29 protein-coding genes are annotated in these 14,751 nt (G+C 53.8%); 1 reads left to right on the forward strand and 28 read right to left on the reverse strand.

Translation table 11 applies throughout. The annotated features are described in order from the left end of the window. Positions 1 to 5 precede the first annotated feature (5 nt). The 19 genes from AC1XDK_RS19810 to AC1XDK_RS19900 all read right to left on the reverse strand — a co-directional run bounded on the left by AC1XDK_RS19810 (position 6) and on the right by AC1XDK_RS19900 (position 10,227). Entirely contained in the window at positions 6 to 728 is a 723-nt protein-coding gene (locus AC1XDK_RS19810) for an ATP-grasp domain-containing protein (RefSeq protein ID WP_483351700.1), read from the reverse strand. Further along, a complete protein-coding gene (locus AC1XDK_RS19815; protein ID WP_483351701.1) occupies positions 725 to 955 on the reverse strand; it encodes a hypothetical protein in 231 nt (76 codons plus the stop codon). Before AC1XDK_RS19815 ends, AC1XDK_RS19810 begins: the two co-directional genes overlap by 4 nt. Further along, a complete protein-coding gene (locus AC1XDK_RS19820; protein ID WP_483351702.1) occupies positions 940 to 1,533 on the reverse strand; it encodes a hypothetical protein in 594 nt (197 codons plus the stop codon). The genes AC1XDK_RS19815 and AC1XDK_RS19820 overlap by 16 nt, the downstream gene beginning before the upstream one ends. After that, on the reverse strand, positions 1,526 to 1,795 hold the full coding sequence (locus tag AC1XDK_RS19825) for a hypothetical protein (RefSeq protein ID WP_483351703.1): 270 nt from the start codon (positions 1,793 to 1,795) through the stop codon (positions 1,526 to 1,528). Before AC1XDK_RS19825 ends, AC1XDK_RS19820 begins: the two co-directional genes overlap by 8 nt. Further along, a complete protein-coding gene (locus AC1XDK_RS19830) occupies positions 1,792 to 2,025 on the reverse strand; it encodes a hypothetical protein (RefSeq protein ID WP_483351704.1) in 234 nt (77 codons plus the stop codon). Before AC1XDK_RS19830 ends, AC1XDK_RS19825 begins: the two co-directional genes overlap by 4 nt. Continuing rightward, positions 2,018 to 2,584 carry a hypothetical protein gene (locus tag AC1XDK_RS19835; protein WP_483351705.1) on the reverse strand — a complete coding sequence of 189 codons (567 nt, stop codon included), beginning with the start codon at positions 2,582 to 2,584 and terminating at the stop codon, positions 2,018 to 2,020. The genes AC1XDK_RS19830 and AC1XDK_RS19835 overlap by 8 nt, the downstream gene beginning before the upstream one ends. Before the next feature lie 502 nt (positions 2,585 to 3,086). Beyond that, the gene (locus AC1XDK_RS19840; RefSeq protein WP_483351706.1) at positions 3,087 to 3,368 is read right to left on the reverse strand and encodes a hypothetical protein; all 282 of its coding nucleotides are present in this window, start codon (positions 3,366 to 3,368) and stop codon (positions 3,087 to 3,089) included. A 103-nt stretch (positions 3,369 to 3,471) separates the two neighbouring features. Further along, complete coding sequence (locus AC1XDK_RS19845) at positions 3,472 to 3,810, reverse strand: hypothetical protein (protein WP_483351707.1); 339 nt, start codon at positions 3,808 to 3,810, stop codon at positions 3,472 to 3,474. Next, complete coding sequence (locus AC1XDK_RS19850; RefSeq protein ID WP_483351708.1) at positions 3,807 to 4,196, reverse strand: hypothetical protein; 390 nt, start codon at positions 4,194 to 4,196, stop codon at positions 3,807 to 3,809. Before AC1XDK_RS19850 ends, AC1XDK_RS19845 begins: the two co-directional genes overlap by 4 nt. After that, a complete protein-coding gene (locus tag AC1XDK_RS19855; protein ID WP_483351709.1) occupies positions 4,193 to 4,363 on the reverse strand; it encodes a hypothetical protein in 171 nt (56 codons plus the stop codon). The genes AC1XDK_RS19850 and AC1XDK_RS19855 overlap by 4 nt, the downstream gene beginning before the upstream one ends. Positions 4,364 to 4,395: 32 nt before the next feature. Beyond that, positions 4,396 to 4,827 (reverse strand): hypothetical protein, encoded by a 432-nt coding sequence (locus tag AC1XDK_RS19860; RefSeq protein ID WP_483351710.1) that lies wholly within the window; start codon positions 4,825 to 4,827, stop codon positions 4,396 to 4,398. Positions 4,828 to 4,888: 61 nt separating this feature from the next. Then, positions 4,889 to 6,094, reverse strand: a complete 1,206-nt coding sequence (locus tag AC1XDK_RS19865) for a hypothetical protein (RefSeq protein WP_483351711.1) — start codon at positions 6,092 to 6,094, stop codon at positions 4,889 to 4,891. A gap of 65 nt (positions 6,095 to 6,159) precedes the next feature. Beyond that, entirely contained in the window at positions 6,160 to 6,969 is an 810-nt protein-coding gene (locus AC1XDK_RS19870) for a hypothetical protein (RefSeq protein WP_483351712.1), read from the reverse strand. Between the two features lie 66 nt (positions 6,970 to 7,035). Continuing rightward, complete coding sequence (locus tag AC1XDK_RS19875) at positions 7,036 to 7,563, reverse strand: hypothetical protein (RefSeq protein ID WP_483351713.1); 528 nt, start codon at positions 7,561 to 7,563, stop codon at positions 7,036 to 7,038. 62 nt (positions 7,564 to 7,625) lie between these two features. Further along, positions 7,626 to 8,072, reverse strand: coding sequence for a hypothetical protein (locus tag AC1XDK_RS19880; RefSeq protein ID WP_483351714.1), 447 nt, complete (start codon positions 8,070 to 8,072; stop codon positions 7,626 to 7,628). A 7-nt stretch (positions 8,073 to 8,079) separates the two neighbouring features. Further along, positions 8,080 to 9,243 carry a hypothetical protein gene (locus tag AC1XDK_RS19885; RefSeq protein WP_483351715.1) on the reverse strand — a complete coding sequence of 388 codons (1,164 nt, stop codon included), beginning with the start codon at positions 9,241 to 9,243 and terminating at the stop codon, positions 8,080 to 8,082. A 60-nt stretch (positions 9,244 to 9,303) separates the two neighbouring features. Continuing rightward, positions 9,304 to 9,603: a hypothetical protein gene (locus AC1XDK_RS19890; protein ID WP_483351716.1), complete on the reverse strand. Its 300-nt coding sequence runs from the start codon at positions 9,601 to 9,603 to the stop codon at positions 9,304 to 9,306. A gap of 88 nt (positions 9,604 to 9,691) precedes the next feature. Beyond that, on the reverse strand, positions 9,692 to 9,832 hold the full coding sequence (locus AC1XDK_RS19895) for a hypothetical protein (protein ID WP_483351717.1): 141 nt from the start codon (positions 9,830 to 9,832) through the stop codon (positions 9,692 to 9,694). Next, a complete protein-coding gene (locus AC1XDK_RS19900; RefSeq protein ID WP_483351718.1) occupies positions 9,829 to 10,227 on the reverse strand; it encodes a hypothetical protein in 399 nt (132 codons plus the stop codon). The genes AC1XDK_RS19895 and AC1XDK_RS19900 overlap by 4 nt, the downstream gene beginning before the upstream one ends. Before the next feature lie 145 nt (positions 10,228 to 10,372). On the opposite strand from AC1XDK_RS19900, the gene AC1XDK_RS19905 reads away from it, so the two are divergent. Further along, positions 10,373 to 10,657 carry a hypothetical protein gene (locus AC1XDK_RS19905; RefSeq protein ID WP_483351719.1) on the forward strand — a complete coding sequence of 95 codons (285 nt, stop codon included), beginning with the start codon at positions 10,373 to 10,375 and terminating at the stop codon, positions 10,655 to 10,657. Between the two features lie 41 nt (positions 10,658 to 10,698). Here the strand turns inward: AC1XDK_RS19905 and AC1XDK_RS19910 are convergent, their stop codons facing one another. The 9 genes from AC1XDK_RS19910 to AC1XDK_RS19950 form a co-directional block, all read right to left on the reverse strand. Further along, a complete protein-coding gene (locus AC1XDK_RS19910; protein WP_483351720.1) occupies positions 10,699 to 11,247 on the reverse strand; it encodes a hypothetical protein in 549 nt (182 codons plus the stop codon). Between the two features lie 291 nt (positions 11,248 to 11,538). Next, positions 11,539 to 11,844, reverse strand: a complete 306-nt coding sequence (locus AC1XDK_RS19915) for a hypothetical protein (RefSeq protein ID WP_483351721.1) — start codon at positions 11,842 to 11,844, stop codon at positions 11,539 to 11,541. Positions 11,845 to 11,916: 72 nt separating this feature from the next. Beyond that, positions 11,917 to 12,294: a hypothetical protein gene (locus AC1XDK_RS19920; RefSeq protein WP_483351722.1), complete on the reverse strand. Its 378-nt coding sequence runs from the start codon at positions 12,292 to 12,294 to the stop codon at positions 11,917 to 11,919. A 156-nt stretch (positions 12,295 to 12,450) separates the two neighbouring features. Next, positions 12,451 to 12,645, reverse strand: a complete 195-nt coding sequence (locus tag AC1XDK_RS19925) for a hypothetical protein (RefSeq protein WP_483351723.1) — start codon at positions 12,643 to 12,645, stop codon at positions 12,451 to 12,453. 62 nt (positions 12,646 to 12,707) lie between these two features. After that, positions 12,708 to 13,043, reverse strand: coding sequence for a hypothetical protein (locus AC1XDK_RS19930; protein WP_483351724.1), 336 nt, complete (start codon positions 13,041 to 13,043; stop codon positions 12,708 to 12,710). A gap of 69 nt (positions 13,044 to 13,112) precedes the next feature. Further along, entirely contained in the window at positions 13,113 to 13,553 is a 441-nt protein-coding gene (locus tag AC1XDK_RS19935) for a hypothetical protein (RefSeq protein WP_483351725.1), read from the reverse strand. 62 nt (positions 13,554 to 13,615) lie between these two features. Continuing rightward, positions 13,616 to 13,987, reverse strand: a complete 372-nt coding sequence (locus AC1XDK_RS19940) for a hypothetical protein (RefSeq protein ID WP_483351726.1) — start codon at positions 13,985 to 13,987, stop codon at positions 13,616 to 13,618. Between the two features lie 60 nt (positions 13,988 to 14,047). Continuing rightward, positions 14,048 to 14,275, reverse strand: a complete 228-nt coding sequence (locus tag AC1XDK_RS19945; RefSeq protein WP_483351727.1) for a hypothetical protein — start codon at positions 14,273 to 14,275, stop codon at positions 14,048 to 14,050. 76 nt (positions 14,276 to 14,351) lie between these two features. Continuing rightward, entirely contained in the window at positions 14,352 to 14,738 is a 387-nt protein-coding gene (locus AC1XDK_RS19950; RefSeq protein WP_483351728.1) for a hypothetical protein, read from the reverse strand. Positions 14,739 to 14,751 lie beyond the last annotated feature (13 nt).

Genomic DNA, 14,751 nt, shown 5'->3' on the forward strand with positions numbered 1-14,751 from the left:
ACCGGTTAGAGAATGTCGAAGCGGTTTGGGGCTGGCAATTCGCCAGCAAACCGTTCTGGAGAATATGGCTGATCAAGGTGCTCGGAGATCGCAATCCACGACCCATCACTGGGATACAATCCATCCAACCCCATATCGATTGCATACCACTCTCCTGTCGACTTGCTCTGGATGAAGTCTAACGACCACGCGAACGTGTCCATCTCTGACGCGACGGTTTCAGCAAGGTCATCTGGCCATTCGTCCACGTCGTCGAGAGACTCCCGATAGAGTACTGTTCCATCTCGAATGAAGTAGCGCACTTCTGCAGCGACAGGGATCCATTCACGGATAGCGATTCGTCCACCAATCCGCCGCTTCCCAAGCGAGAGCTGCCGAAACATTTCGAGCACCGTCGTCTCAATGTCGAGTGGGTCTTGGGAGGTGATCTTTGAGCCAGCCTCTCCATCGTACTTCCCAGACGAATAGTCGCTTCGAACAAAGGCTTCTGTCGCGTTGAGCCGCTGCATGAAACGAGTGACTTTCCGATATTCTGCCGAAAAGTAGGTATCTGTCCCACCGTCAACCCCGACAAATGTGGTGGCTGGAGTCTGGATATCGTCTAACGTTTCGAGTAACGGGTGGTAGTAGCTCAATCGATTGCGATCATCGTGAAATGACGCGATGAGAGGGATTCCATCTGGCAGGTCCGGATGGGTGACGATCGGCGTGTGTAGTTCGAGCGTCACGGCCTCTTCTCCCGATATTCAGCAGCACGTACCAAGACGTAGGACGCACTGATCGTCAGAACACCTACGAAGAACACTGATACTGCGAGGGAACTGATGAGAGTCTTCGAGACGTCAGTTCCATAGTACAGGACGGTAAGCAGCACACCGGTCAGTGCCCAGATCCCGACAACGGCCCCGGCGTTGTCGCCTGCAATCTCTGATAGATCTCTCACTTTTTCCTCCACTCATGGATTAGGAGTCGAGCCTGATTCTCTAAACCCTGCTTGATTGCTTCATCATTGGTGCTGAATGGTACCCATTCAAAGGCAATTGTTGGACGGGACAGCTCGTCGATCTCGAGCCGATACTGTGTTTGCTCGTCGACAAGCGATTCGAATGTGGATGTAATGGTATCCACAATATCCCGTGTCGTCATTCGGGCAAAATCCGCATAATCACCATACATTTCCCCGATAGGCTCTCTGTCGCCCCCGTAATAAATCCGAATCTCCACATCGCTCTCTGATTCGGTTACAGGGCCTTCATCAGCCACCTGAGAATGCATCCATTCCCCAGATGGGTTTTCTGGGTTTGAGGTGTCTATCCAACGGACTGCAGAAACCGTGAGATCTCCGTCTTCGTGGGCGCTTGCCTCTCGAAATCGAACTTGTGCAAACCTTTGGGGGGCATAGACTTTCCCGGTGAAAAACTCCCCATCCCTCCAGAAGATCCTGCCGGCGTATCCAGGTACATCGTCTTCTCTAAAGGTCTCCCCAAGGAGGTCGTCGATTATCTGCTTGAGAAGTTCATCCTTGCTAGGCATTTATGATCATCTCCTCGTCGCACATCGGACACTGAACTGCATCCTCATCCTCTGTTCGAATAAGTCGGCCACACGAAGGACACTCCACAACACTGATGGGATCAACTACTTCACTGCTCCCGATTTCTTCTAGTGGTTCGAGGTACCACACAAGCAGTGGGCCAGTTCCACCTCTGGCTTCAGTATGGATGATTTCAGAACCTTTGGGAATGCTCCCGGTCTCTTTCACCTTCGTCCTTCTAATTGTTCGACGTTGGCTCATTCTGGGGCCTCATTTTCGACTGTATCCGGGGTTTCGCACGTCTCTCTGATGGCGCTCATCAACTCCCCATATCGGTGCATTTGTCTCTGGAGGTTCACCATCGCATCCGAAAAAGAGAGACCAGGGTTCTTAATTTCGTCCGTGGATCCATCCGTGGCAACACTGTTCTCCAGTTGTTCTACGACCGACCCAATTGACATCCGTTGTTCGAGACTGGTCTTCTCAGGCATCATCTTCTCCGGAAAAATCCCCGAGTCCGTGGTTAAGCGACGCTCGGTCTTTGTCGGTCGACGCGTCTTCTCCACCATCTGTCGCGGCGGTCTGCTCCTCCCGAGGTGTCTCGTGCTTTTTGACTAGGTCATGGCCGTGTTTTTTCTCGACGTGCCGTCGAGCCTTCTCAAGACTACCAATTGGGCCTTGACCAGTGCACTTCGTGCAGAACCAGTTCACCTCGCGACGAATACAGCGATCGTAGAGCTCCTGGTACTGTTCTGATGACCATGCATCCCCAGGCAACTCTGGCGGGACGTAGTTGAACGATTCGTTGTGTTGTTCCCATTTCTCTTGAGGGCTCTGCTCAAGGCCGAATCGTTCGCGGATCTCCTGGGCTACCTCGTCGTTATCGGTTGTCGCTGCGTAGGCTTTCAGCGCTGCGCGTGCAGCACGATCATCTTCCGGTTCGAGCACGAAACAATCGTCCACCGAGTCGCCGTCTTTGATCACCTCGTACTTGTCGGGACTCTCTTGTCGGGATCTCTCCTGGTCTTGTTCAGATTCCTCGGTAGTCATCGAATGCCTCCCGTGCAATTTTTCGTAGCTTGTACGCGTTATCGAAACACTTCGTACAGAAGCTCTGATCACAGTACTTCTTTGCCACTTCCTCCGGAGTCAGAAACTCTTCTTCGTGAATCCAGGCCCATTTCCCTCCGATCACTTGGCCGCAATCGGGGGTCTCTTTGTCGCTACTCAAGTGGATTCTCCGAGACGGTGATACGCAGTACGGTAGTCTCTCTCGCTCGAAAGTACTGGGTGATGATTGTTCACTCATTGGTCTCATCCTCGAGTCTGTCGATGGTATCATTCACGTGGCTCAGTGCAACCAACGGCCGCCCATCATTCATGAGCATACGGATTGTATGAAGGTCCGCAAGAACATCATTCACGTACGGATCTCGGTCAGAACCTTCTGTTGATTGTTTACTCATCGGAACCACCAAACCGCAACACTGCTGATTCAAACTCGATTGGAACCCCACCTATTTTGACGTCTCTCAGTTCAATAATCATGTGCTCACTCGACATTGCGCCCCTCCGTGTCTCTATGTCGGTGATCTTCACCGTGCTTTTTCGCAATATCCATCGCGAACGCGATATGATTCAGCGCATCTGCGAACATTGGTAGCGCCTCGTAATACTGGCCGATCTGTGCCTGGTCACGGGCCTGGAATAGTTCATCACAGGCCTTGTAGATGTGATATCGTGGTTCGTCGCCCAGCCACGCTTCTGCGTCTCCCTTTCGCTCAATATTCTGTAGGTACTGGGACTCCGACGCATCAATGAGTGTTTGAATCACGGTCTGTGGGTAGGCACTCTGTGAGATGTTCGGGCTGGTAACCGTTTTCCGAGGGCCACTGTAATTCTGGCATTGGACGATATGGCACGAATCATCCTCATGCTCACAAGTTGGACAACCTCTCCAAGTGAATTCTAGCGACGAATCCCTCTCTCTTGGTTTCCTCCGTGTCTACCTCAGCAGCTGCTTCTCTGGGTTCCTCATCATCATAGAATTCGTAGTACAGTTCGATGTGACCAAGATCGGTATCCTCGTCGTATCCGGCCATGATGGAATCTGCGTCCACAGCCGCGTCAGCTTTCGCAAACTGTGCTTTCAAGTGCTCCATCTTCTTCACCTTCTCTGTGTACTCTTCCTCCATGTCTTTGATGTTGGCCAGAGCATCCTCTCCGAGATCGTCGGTCGTCGGTTGCTCACCACGTGGTTTGTCTTTTGGATTCATTCGAAAATCTCCCCTAGCTCTTCATAGAGAGTTTTAGCGTCTTCCCTGGGTAGCGACATGGGCGGCGTCGGGTAGTCTTTAGGTGTGTCAGCTCGGATGATGACATCGCCATCCCCGAATTCTTTCACCTCTACATCTTTTTCTACTGCCATAAACTCGTGTTTCGTCTGCTGTTTGAATTGTTTTTCACACATATCTGCGGTCTCCAGATTGTAGTCTCTGAACCAGATCTCATTTGGTATGTGATTTTCCGCCTCGTCGAGGTCGACACGAACGTTTCGACCAGCAACCTCGACGACAATACCGTCGTTGCCTTCCTCTGTACCGTTCTTTACAATGACTTTGTCACCCTCCTCGAATTGTTTGGGTTCTGTTACAGGGCTCACAGCGATCCCTCTTCGGGGTTGAAACAGTCCGCTATCTCGTGATATCGCTCTGTATTGAAGTACCCGACATTCACAAGGAAGTCTTCGGCCTCATGAAGGTCGAGACCCCACCGCTCAACGAGGTCGTCCATTGGATCGAATGTATATTCGTACTCTTCGTCACTCATGTCTGTCAGTTTAGAATCTGCGCTCATTGTGATCACCACTCATTTGTTCGGATTCGTGTGATTACGATCTTGTCGCCGTCCTTCGAATCATGTGACTGAATGTTTCCAACGACGTAGTCCGCCTCATACCCATCTAAGCACCGTTGGTTATACGTTTGTATGGTCTCCTCGAGCACGCCGACAATTTCCAGATACTTGCGCATCATGGATGGCGTAAGATACTCTCTTCCAGAGAGGATCTTTGGCTCACCATCTCGGCCATGGTTCAGTGGCTTGTAGGTGACTTGTTTTCCGCTGATGACCTCGGCAAACCCCGTGTCTTGGTACTCTATCCGGTCGCTTTCAGGGAGGCTGTCGACATCGACCCTGTCCATCATTCGCAGGCTGCCGAGATCGTCATCATTAGCTGCCTTGCTCATCTCTGTTCGCTCCTGGTTCTGGTTAGTGGATCCATCCTTGATCACACCCCATGCTTGGTTAGGCATGGTGAAAAAGATACCGGTCAGACTACGCCTTCTCGATTTGCTATTCAACACATAGGAGGTCGTCTTTGTCCATGAGAGCGCCGTCAGCGTCAATGCCCGGAACAGGCGACTGACAGGCGGCCACTGCCTCTTCTGTCGCCGTGACCGTCCACCGACCGTAGTACTTCTCGAATCCTGCGAGTACCGATGCAGCGTGCGGCAGGCCACTCGGGTCAATTGTCCAGTGATCACCCGTCCAATTCGCATCCGCCGCATCGCTTTTTATCGCGTCTTTTGCGCCCTGTTCGACAGCCACCTCGTAGCTCATGTGTGCTCGGAGCCGTCCACTGTCAGTGAGCGTAAAGTGAATCTCGCCGGTTGTATCGGCGTGCGTGACGACAAACGCTTCGTCAGTGCCAGTGAAGCGGAAGTGTTCGCCATCTCCATCGATCGTAACGACTTGACGCTCGTAGAGATCTTCATCGTGTGCTCCAAAGATCTCCCGTGGCGTGCCGGGCGTGTGTTCCTCCACATGGTTCTCGAGCGTCTCTGTGATGGCCGCTTCGTCGACAGTCGGACGCTCGTCAGCAGCTGACGGGTCGACGTCTCGAGAGCCGCCGTAGGTTCGCGCCTGTGGCATCTCCGAGATCTGTGCGGTTGCAGACTCTATACGGTCCTCTGTTCGCTCGTACTCGTCGAAACTCGTACTGCCACTGCCCCAATTGTAGCCCTCGCCACCACATTCCGGGCACTGTGTCCGAAGCCGGTGGTTTTCGATATGGCCCTCTGTGAACGGGTTACCAGTATAGTAACTCGATTGTACCATCGGCACCCGCACTTCGTCACACTCCGGGCATCGGTCGATCTGGTGAAGGACTGCCACTCCGCGCTCCGTGGCTGTAAACCTGCCACCGCCGACGTGGGCAATGAGGCCGGTTTCGAGCGCTCGCTCAAGTGCCGCATACCGCCATGACCGCGGGAAGTTGTAGAGCGCGCCGTTTGGACGTCGCATCTCCGTGCCGGGTTGACCGTCGCCGTACATCCCGCGCCAGCCACCCCGCCCGATTCCGATCGGACCCATGTAGTACGTATCTCGGAGCAAAATCCGGAGCGCCCCAGGCGAAAACGCGCGCTTCGTGAGCGCTGCACGAATGTCATCGGGGAGTGTGGAACGGATCGATTCGGCGTCCGTGGCTTCCGCGTGCTCAATTGCTTGGTTGTTGTTCGCGTGGGAGTCGTCATCCGAGTGGGTGTGGGTTGTCGACATCTGTCTTCTGCCCTCACTCTTCTGTAGCACCCCTTAGTATAAAAAGACTGCGATTCAGCTCTGGCCTACTTGAACCCTTTGACCTGAACCGAGACAGAACTATACGAGGAGTGTTCGCGTTCACTCGCCAGGACGGTTTTCCGATGAGTGTAGCCATCTGTATTGGCTAATCTCCTCGCAAGATCTTCGACCTCCTCCTCGCCCTTGATCGAGACAGAGAAGACATCGGGATCTTTCGCAGCGGCTTTTGCCCCTCCGTACTCGCCATATTCGAGATCGGGCATGCACGCCTCCAAATCCGCAAGGATCTCCTCGGTTCGACGATCGGGGCAATCATCGGGTGGCGAGATTGCCTCTAGAGAACGAAACTCTTGCTCTGTATCAGGGTTGACGGCAGTATCTCCCTCGTATTTCCGGATGCTGACCGTCTCCTCGACACCATAGGCCCATCTCTCCATCGGCTCGTTTGAGAGAACGATTGTGATATAACGGGAGGTACTTGGGTCTGTTTTACCCACTGCTGGATGTCGAACCCGTCCTGTTCGCCGGTTCCCGTCGATGTCCGTCACCTCGACATAATCGCCCTCGGAGAGCTGGCTCATGAGAACGAACATTTCGTCATTCGACCCATGGCGAGATAGGAACGACCGCGCACAGGAATCACAGACCGAATGATGGCTATCTCCCAGCGGGTAGGCCGTTTCCTGCCGCTTGTATTTCTCGCGATCAAGATTCCGCTGTACATGCGGGTTCCCACAGAGAGGGGATCCGAATCTGACGATATGGCGTGTTCCCGTGAGGAATACGCCTTCGCCATCGGTTCGATCATATCCGTCTCCGACAAGTTCGAGTCCGTTGCGTGAAGTTTGGCTCATCTGTCTTCGACCTCGTTCACACAATCCACCCACTACTATAAAAAGACTGCGATTTGAGTCTGTCGGTCAGTTGTCGAGCGCCCGAAGTTCGGCAGCCGCACGTCGGAGCGTTTCGACCGAGAGACGTTCATCACCGGGCGTCTCATGGTTGAAGATGATTGCGTCCATGTGGCCGTAAATCGCCTTGGTGAGGTCTTTCCGGTCGTCACCACGGAACAGTCGGATGTGTGCGTTTGCTTCGTTGCCCATCCCGTGCCACTTGCGCTGGAGATCCGTCTTCAGGTTGGACGTCGGGTCAAAGCTGATGTTGTCGTACCCATCCGCCGCGGCTTCGAGGCCCGTCGCGATGGCTTCGCGTTGGTCGGCCTCGGTGAGCGTATCGTAGTTGGTCTTCATGAGGTGTTCCACCCGTGCGATGTCATCGTCAACCTTCTCGACTTTCTCCTTCAGTTGGTTGTGCTTCTCCGATTGCTCATTGATGAGCGCCATGTCCTTCTTGTGCTGGAGTGCCTGGCGCAGCTCTTTGAGTTCTTCGAGGGTGTCGGTCATCGTCTCGGTGTCAGCCGTCACGTCTTGAGTCTGAGTTTGGCTCATCTGTCTTCGACCTCGTTTACACAATACACCCCTTAGTATAAAAAGACTGCGATTGTCTTCTATCAGTCGGTTCGTTTCGCTAGTTCCTCGTGGAGTTCACGGTCAGCATCCTCGATCTCTTGGCGTTTCCTATCGTGTGCCTTCAGGTAGGCCAGTACCGTTTCACCGGTCGGATCAGGGAAGACACGCGTCTCTCTGCCGTCGAGCGGGATCGTGTCCGCTTTGTCCATCTCTTCAGTCTGTATCCGCAGGTAGTCTTCGATCTCCCGCACAGTGGAGCGCAACCGGGTTTCAAACAGCGGTGCAACGAGCGGGTCACTGTCTTCGGGTTGTTCTCTGCATACTCGCTTCCCGTCCGCAATTCCAGGGTCGTACCGCCGAACAACGATTCTCCACCGGTCGCTATCGTGGTCGAAGATGGCCGTTGCTCCAAGTGTGTCCTCTGCCGAGGCATTCCGCGACCATCCGTCAGGGACGTCGTCCGTGTCAAATTTCGGTAAATCGTTCATCGGTGGGTTACTCCGATTCGTCGCTAAACAAGTCGTCTCGCATCTCGGCGAGTGACGAGTATTCGATTTCGTCGACGTTCTGAAGGCGCTCGTCGGAGAACCGAATCAGATGATTCGAGTCGAGATCTACCCGCTGTTTTCGGTAGTCGGGTGCTGGTTCGTCCGACATCGGTTTTGTTCTCCCAGCGAATGGATTCGGGTAGCGAACGGTCACCGTCTTCTTGTTGACTCGAATCACCTCCCCATATCGGAGGTTGGGATTACGGAAATGGACAAGGTCGTCCGTTTCGAGTTTGTCCCGCATCTGTTCACGTTCGCTCTTGGCGGCTTGCTCGTTCTGTTCGGCGACCGACGAGCCGATGGCATTCAATGCCCGCTGTCGTCCGCCACGAGCGGCGGAATCTACCTTCTTGATCTTCTCCCGTAGTTCTTCGCTGGCGTCTCGCTCGTAGCGTGAGAGACGGCGTGATTTGCTTGCTGGGTAGTTCGCCGGGCCCGCTTCAACCCAGGACGGCATCTGTGCGTATCGCTTACGCTTACCCATCCACTTGTTGAATTGGCGTCGTGCCGCGTTGAGTCGCCGTAGCAGCACGCGGTCAGTGACGTAATGGCTCTTGGCGTCATCCGGCAGGCGCTCGTGAGTGGATTTCACTTTCTCGATGACGTCGGTCGGTTCGGACCACACCCGTTCTAGGGCGATCTCTTCGAGGGCGTCGGTGATCTCGGTGATCTCGGTCGGGTTCTTGAGCGGGTCGAGCTGGGATTTCTCGTCAATCGCTGCGAGCGTCTTCCGTCGACCGTCACCCCAGGCGTGGATCGTGGATGAATCGTCTTCGTCGTCTTCGCTGTCTTCGTTATTCTTGTCGTCTTCGCTCTTCTCGTCTTCATCGTCATTCTCGTCGCCGTCAGTGGGTTGCGTGACGATCTCGATCTCTTTCACCTCTCCTTTATCGGTCGAACCAGCAACGAGGTAGATACGCCCGCTATTGACGTTCTGGATCAGCATCTTTGAGGCGCTCGTTTTGTTGTCGACGAACTCGACGCCGACCAGTCCACCGCTGTGATTGGCGCTTGTGACTGTGAGCGCGTTCTTGTACTGTGGGATCTTGATAACGGTGTCTTCGGTGAGCGTTTCGTACGTCTCTTTTGCGGGATTGACTTGGGTCGACATCTGTGTTCTATCTCCGTTTACACAGAGAACCCGCCACTATAAAAAGACTGCGATTTGCGTCTATTGGTCCGAATCTCCGTAGTAGTCGTCACGGACAGGCTGGAACAGAAGGCGCGTCTGTCCTTTCCAGTCGCCGACATTGTAAGGCGCGTAGTCGTCACTTCGACAGTTCTGCAGGAGCTTCGACAGTAGGTATTCAGATTCGGCGATAACGCTAATCTCGTCTTCGTCGGTCAGCGACACACTGGAGACCATCCCCGAGAAAGTCGAGAGATGGGCCGCAATGGTCGGTGCGTGGGTGTATATCTGTTTGATAGCCGCTTCTTTCTCGTCGTCGGGCTGAGTTTGTGCTTTCGACATCTGTCTTCTGTCCTCACCCTCAACAACAACCCGCCACTATAAAAAGACTGCGATTCAATTCTGTAAAACGGTGTTTTTGTCTATCGACTCACGGAGCGAGTAACGCAACCGCGGTCCACAGAACGCCCGAGGATACGGCGAGAGCGGATTCGCCTATGGTGAGGGCAATCATGCAGGCGAAGAGGGTAAGCACCAGCAGCACGCCAGCAGTTTCCTCGTGGTACCTCATTGAGTTGCCTCCGATGTCTCCGTCTGAAGCTCTTCGAATTCGCCCATCTCCTCGAAGCCAATACGGTCGACCATGTGAGCAATGCCGTTGATGACGATGATATCTCCGACCATGCAGCTACGCATCTTCCCGCCAATATAGCCAAGGTGCTTGTCTCGACGTGGACCTTGGAGTCGGTCGTAGATGTGTCGAAGGAGTTTGGTCGTGTCTTCTGGACCAAACGACAGCTGTTCAGTGCTGGTTTCTCCCTCGCAAGTCAGGTCGTAGGCTTGTGCGAATATTTCGGGTGTGACGTCGTCCGGGTCGGCGTAACAGCGGATGTCGCGGGCGGTTTCAAAGCCGTCTTTGTCGGGATCGTGCGTCGTGTAGTAGACTTCGGTCGTGATCTCTGTCATCTGTCTTCTGTCCTCGTTCTACTGTTATCCCATTAGAATATAAAACTTGCGATTAACTTCGAACAAAGGCCCGGAGTTTTCTGAAACACCAATCGCAATCTTTATTACAAAGTGGGTGCTACACAGAAGTGGAGACAGAAGACAGATGTCGAAAGCACAAACCCAGCAGGACGAGACCGATGATGAACCGCGCTACCCAGACAACCCAGACACGCACAACGGCTTCGAGATCTCGAAAGAGAAATACGTAACCGAGCATATCGGCGGTATTGGTTACAAGTGCTCGTGTGGCTACGAGGGAGCGCTCTACACCCCGAGCCGAGATCGTCCGACGTATCATGCAACTCTTCGATATAGATGCCCGACACCCGACTGTAGGCGTGAAATGGAGTCGGCGAACAAGGTGGACATCCTCGACGACACCGAATAACAGCGACGAAAATCAGTTTTCCCTAACGCCCGAGATGGGCCTTAGTCCGCAGCGACGAATCGACCTCGAGCATCCCGCTGTTTTTCTCCCGAGTGGATGATCGAGTGTAGCCAGTGCGGGATTACGTCGATCTCGTCGTCCATGTTGAGCCACGGGATATCTTTCGGGTGATGGACGTCGAAGCCACCAAAGACCTTGTGTGGGTCGGCACCGTTCGCGATGGCTAAGAGCTGATGGACCTTGACCTTCTGCCAGACGCTATCGCCGTCCTCGTCGCGACCGTCTCGGAGATGCCATTCCTCGTAACCATCCGTGTTGGTCCGATAGCCGGCGTAGTTTGCGGTCCTGGCTTGCTTGGCGCGTTCGTGGGCCATTTCGGCACCGGGTTCGATACCGTGCTTTTTCATCCAGTAGCGGACTTTTCTGGGTGTGCAATCCGCGGGAAATTCCGGTCGGTTGGCGATCTCTTTCTGTGTGAGACCCTTGCCGTAGTACAACTGCTCTAAGTAGGCTTGATTTTGTAGGGGCTTGTCAGGTATCTTTGGTTGAATTCCGGTACTCTTATTTGGGGATGAGTCTTCGATTGACATGGCATTCCTCGTTCCGTATGGGATGCCGCATTGGTTCTATCCGGGTTGGTTCCCCGGTAGGATCCGTCCTCGCGGTGGGGCTGGTTCCCCCACCGCACTTTCCTTACGCGACACCCCGACGTCCTACGCCAGTGGTGAGCTTGGCTTACGTCGGTGCATGTCGTCACCGACTGTAGGACACCGCGGGTTCTGGTTCCGTCCTGGTTCCTCGTACGCACACCACTCCCTTTAGCGTTCCCGTGAGCCGCCCCAGCGTTCGTGCTGTGGCGAGGGAAGCGGTGGGTGGTCTCTCTACATCTCCAGGTCGACCATCGCCGTCTCGACGCCGTTGGCTTCGGTGTAGACCTTGCGAACGGTGTAGTCCGCGTCTTCGATTGACTGAACCGCTTCCTCGACTTTCTCGTCGTCAAGGCTGGCGTGGACGATTGGGCACGTCATGCCGTATCCCATCATGACGCCCTCGAGCTCGTCGAGGGTTTCTATCGCCTGCATGTATTCGCCTCGGCTGATTCCTGTTTCTTCGTGTTTCTTGGCGTCGCGGGCGTTTGCGGCTTGAACAGCGTTCGTGAGTTCGGAGTTCGTCGGGTTGGGTCTCATCTGTCTTCTGTCTCCACTTCAGTGTAGTACCCCTTAGTATAAAAAGACTGCGATTGTCTTCTACTTATTACTCTATTCAGGAGGTGCCATCGCACGGTCCTTTGCGAAGGACACCAGCTGATCGTCATTCAGACGCTTCAGACGGCGGACCACGTCGTCAAACTGTGCGGGGGTGACGTCCATCCCGATGACGAAGTGAAAGCCCATGCGTGCGTACATGGCGAACTGTGCGGACGAGACGGTAAACGACCTCTTCGCACCGGTCAGATCCGTCTTTTGAATCTCGTTCTCTCCCTCGACGTCTTCGGCTTCATAGATTTTTGCTCGAGACTTGCCCAGGCTAATTGCGAGATAGCGCTCTTCGGTCTCTGCCGCGTCTGTCGCTAATGTCTGGCCGATCTGATCTAGTTCGGTTCCGGTCGAATCGTCGTCGGTCGTTGTCGTCATCATCTGTCTTCTGTCCTCATTGTATTGTTACCCCGTTACCACTTAAAGATTGCGATTAATCTCTACTAATGCATTCCGAACGTTCGATGTGAGTCACGGGTGTGACGTGCGTCTGAACGGGTAGATGGCATGAGAATCAGCTATGGCCGCGGTCGACGTCTATCGCATGTCTCGGTTCCACCGGTCGACGTCGCCCCGAGGGTCGGCGTCTTTGCGGTGATCGTCACACACCGGAATTCGACCGGTCATTCCGGGTCGAGACGAGGTCGCTTCGTTCGTGCAAGTACCCCACTCGCAGCAGTTCTCGGGCGTTCGGGTAGCGGGTTCGGCGTCGTAGAGTGCGTTAGCGTTCATCTGTCTTCTGTCCTCATTCTATTGTTGTCCCTACACCACTTAAAGATTGCGATTGTCTTCTGTTACAACTTGAGGATTGCCTCCGCCACCGTAAGCGCGCTCTCTCGGTGTTGTGGTGCGATGTAGCCGCCCCAGATGGTGCGCTCGTCGCCTTTCTCGGCGACCACAGGACGGAGTGAGGCATTCAGACAGTCGGGGCACCCTGATTCACCAGTCGTCGCATGACCGGTATTCACGGGGACTGAGTAGTGGGTGAAGGCATGGCAGTGAACGCAAAACTGACTCTCGACGTCGCCGTCGTAGTTCTCACGTCGCGTTCTGCATTCCGGGCATTCGTTGCGGACGCTGTCGTACTTGTGGTCACAAACGTTGCAGGCCGTGCGTTGGGTTGTCGTCATCTGTGTTCGTCCTCATTCACACAGAGGACCCCTTAGTATAAAAAGACTGCGATTGTCTTTTGCTGGTGTTTAGATATACGATTCTAACATCATGAATCCGTATGCATTACGGAGCGCATCGGTCAAATCAGCTCCGTCGGGCGTCTCGATGGTATTCAATGAAGATTCTACACTGTAATCGTGTTTGACGACCCATTCATCCGAGTTACGGGTCTTTCGGATATGGATGAAATCGTAGTTTTCGCCACTAAGGTCGTCTACCTCATACGTGATGGATTTGATACGCTCTTTTGCGATTGTATCCTTATCGAACAGCGTCGCAGAGCTAAAGACCCATTCACCGACACGGTGGTGCACACCGAGCTTGTCGGGCCGGTCGACCGTCTCGTCCTCTTCTCTCCTGTCGCCAAGGGCGTCCTCTTTCGCGGACTCGGCGGCGTTGCGTGCGTTCTCTCGTGCGATCTGTGCTTGGTTTCCGTGCGTCGGGTGGTCTGGGTGATTCGTTCGCATCTGTGTTCGTCCTCATCAACACCAATGCACCCCTTATACTTAAAGACTGCGATTGTCTTCTATTAGATGGAGCCGATGTCGTCAGGGAAGTGTTGGCCATCGATGAACGCTTTAGCGTATTGTTCGAGCGCTTCATCCCACGGGCCAGTGAAACCCTTCTTCTCAAGCTCATCAGCTGACATAATCCGTTCTCCCTCAATGTACAAGCGCATCCCGTGTGAGAAATGCGATTCTCCCTCACTCACGATCTCGTAGCTGTATCCTCTGTAGGACGTAATCTCGTCTGCACAGGCTTCGCACACCTTCTTATCCGACCCATCTTTGCGCAAGACAGGAACAAAGACGTCGTGCATGACTTCCCCACAGTCTTCGCAGGGCATTCCTTCAGGCATGTATACGTTGTACGTCTCGAATTCTTCCATTCTCGTCATCATCTGTCTTCTATCTCCGTTTAGTCTTACAACCCTTTACTATAAAAAGACTGCGATTGTCTTCTATCGCTTCAATGCTTCCTGAATGCTAATGGCGGTACTATCGAGGACACCACCAATCACGTCAAAGTCCGTGCGAACATCGTATGGGTCCATGAGTTCGTACGTGACTTCATCGGCGACAAATTCGGTATGGCTTCTACCGCGTTTGAGCCAACGGCGGTCGTTTCCAGCAGGTGCAGGGTTCGGTGCTTTGTATCCAATCTGATTGAAGCCGATTTCTATCGTCATCTGTCTTCTATCTCCGTATAGTCCTAACACCCCTTAGTATATAATGATTGCGATTGTCTTCTACCAGTGTGTTCCGTCAGTCGTACAATTCCCCGACGGAGTCGTGATTTTCCATCCAGTCTGTGGCCCAGTCGAGAGCGTCCGTGACGTCCGTCTCATGCGTAAACTCTCCGACTGTGATGGTAGTGCCATTGATGGTAACTCGGGCGTGATACCAGACGAATGGCTCGGTGTATTGGCTCTTCTCCGAGACGGTCATGTAGGTATCCGTCTCGGTGTGTTCCCACCGTAGCCGCCAGCTACTCGCATCCGACTCTTTTTCGACCATTTCGCCCGTAAGGGGATGTTCGTATTCGATTGTCTCCTGTTCAAGTTCCCAATTGCCGACCGTCTGTCGGCCATCGCGGTATTGTTCGAGGTCCTCGGTTCGGGCTTCCCATTCTTGCTTGTATGCTTTCGACATCTGTCTTCTGTCC

It is taken from the genome of Haladaptatus sp. HS23 (genome assembly GCF_056892285.1).

Coding starts and splice junctions, on each gene's coding strand:
- AC1XDK_RS19820 (WP_483351702.1), bottom strand. CDS start 1,533: ATGCCTAGCAAGGATGAACTTCTCAAGCAGATAATCGACGACCTCCTT.
- AC1XDK_RS19825 (WP_483351703.1), bottom strand. CDS start 1,795: ATGAGCCAACGTCGAACAATTAGAAGGACGAAGGTGAAAGAGACCGGG.
- AC1XDK_RS19830 (WP_483351704.1), bottom strand. CDS start 2,025: ATGCCTGAGAAGACCAGTCTCGAACAACGGATGTCAATTGGGTCGGTC.
- AC1XDK_RS19835 (WP_483351705.1), bottom strand. CDS start 2,584: ATGACTACCGAGGAATCTGAACAAGACCAGGAGAGATCCCGACAAGAG.
- AC1XDK_RS19845 (WP_483351707.1), bottom strand. CDS start 3,810: ATGAATCCAAAAGACAAACCACGTGGTGAGCAACCGACGACCGACGAT.
- AC1XDK_RS19855 (WP_483351709.1), bottom strand. CDS start 4,363: ATGAGTGACGAAGAGTACGAATATACATTCGATCCAATGGACGACCTC.
- AC1XDK_RS19865 (WP_483351711.1), bottom strand. CDS start 6,094: ATGTCGACAACCCACACCCACTCGGATGACGACTCCCACGCGAACAAC.
- AC1XDK_RS19870 (WP_483351712.1), bottom strand. CDS start 6,969: ATGAGCCAAACTTCACGCAACGGACTCGAACTTGTCGGAGACGGATAT.
- AC1XDK_RS19875 (WP_483351713.1), bottom strand. CDS start 7,563: ATGAGCCAAACTCAGACTCAAGACGTGACGGCTGACACCGAGACGATG.
- AC1XDK_RS19880 (WP_483351714.1), bottom strand. CDS start 8,072: ATGAACGATTTACCGAAATTTGACACGGACGACGTCCCTGACGGATGG.
- AC1XDK_RS19885 (WP_483351715.1), bottom strand. CDS start 9,243: ATGTCGACCCAAGTCAATCCCGCAAAAGAGACGTACGAAACGCTCACC.
- AC1XDK_RS19890 (WP_483351716.1), bottom strand. CDS start 9,603: ATGTCGAAAGCACAAACTCAGCCCGACGACGAGAAAGAAGCGGCTATC.
- AC1XDK_RS19895 (WP_483351717.1), bottom strand. CDS start 9,832: ATGAGGTACCACGAGGAAACTGCTGGCGTGCTGCTGGTGCTTACCCTC.
- AC1XDK_RS19900 (WP_483351718.1), bottom strand. CDS start 10,227: ATGACAGAGATCACGACCGAAGTCTACTACACGACGCACGATCCCGAC.
- AC1XDK_RS19905 (WP_483351719.1), top strand. CDS start 10,373: ATGTCGAAAGCACAAACCCAGCAGGACGAGACCGATGATGAACCGCGC.
- AC1XDK_RS19910 (WP_483351720.1), bottom strand. CDS start 11,247: ATGTCAATCGAAGACTCATCCCCAAATAAGAGTACCGGAATTCAACCA.
- AC1XDK_RS19915 (WP_483351721.1), bottom strand. CDS start 11,844: ATGAGACCCAACCCGACGAACTCCGAACTCACGAACGCTGTTCAAGCC.
- AC1XDK_RS19920 (WP_483351722.1), bottom strand. CDS start 12,294: ATGATGACGACAACGACCGACGACGATTCGACCGGAACCGAACTAGAT.
- AC1XDK_RS19925 (WP_483351723.1), bottom strand. CDS start 12,645: ATGAACGCTAACGCACTCTACGACGCCGAACCCGCTACCCGAACGCCC.
- AC1XDK_RS19930 (WP_483351724.1), bottom strand. CDS start 13,043: ATGACGACAACCCAACGCACGGCCTGCAACGTTTGTGACCACAAGTAC.
- AC1XDK_RS19935 (WP_483351725.1), bottom strand. CDS start 13,553: ATGCGAACGAATCACCCAGACCACCCGACGCACGGAAACCAAGCACAG.
- AC1XDK_RS19940 (WP_483351726.1), bottom strand. CDS start 13,987: ATGATGACGAGAATGGAAGAATTCGAGACGTACAACGTATACATGCCT.
- AC1XDK_RS19945 (WP_483351727.1), bottom strand. CDS start 14,275: ATGACGATAGAAATCGGCTTCAATCAGATTGGATACAAAGCACCGAAC.
- AC1XDK_RS19950 (WP_483351728.1), bottom strand. CDS start 14,738: ATGTCGAAAGCATACAAGCAAGAATGGGAAGCCCGAACCGAGGACCTC.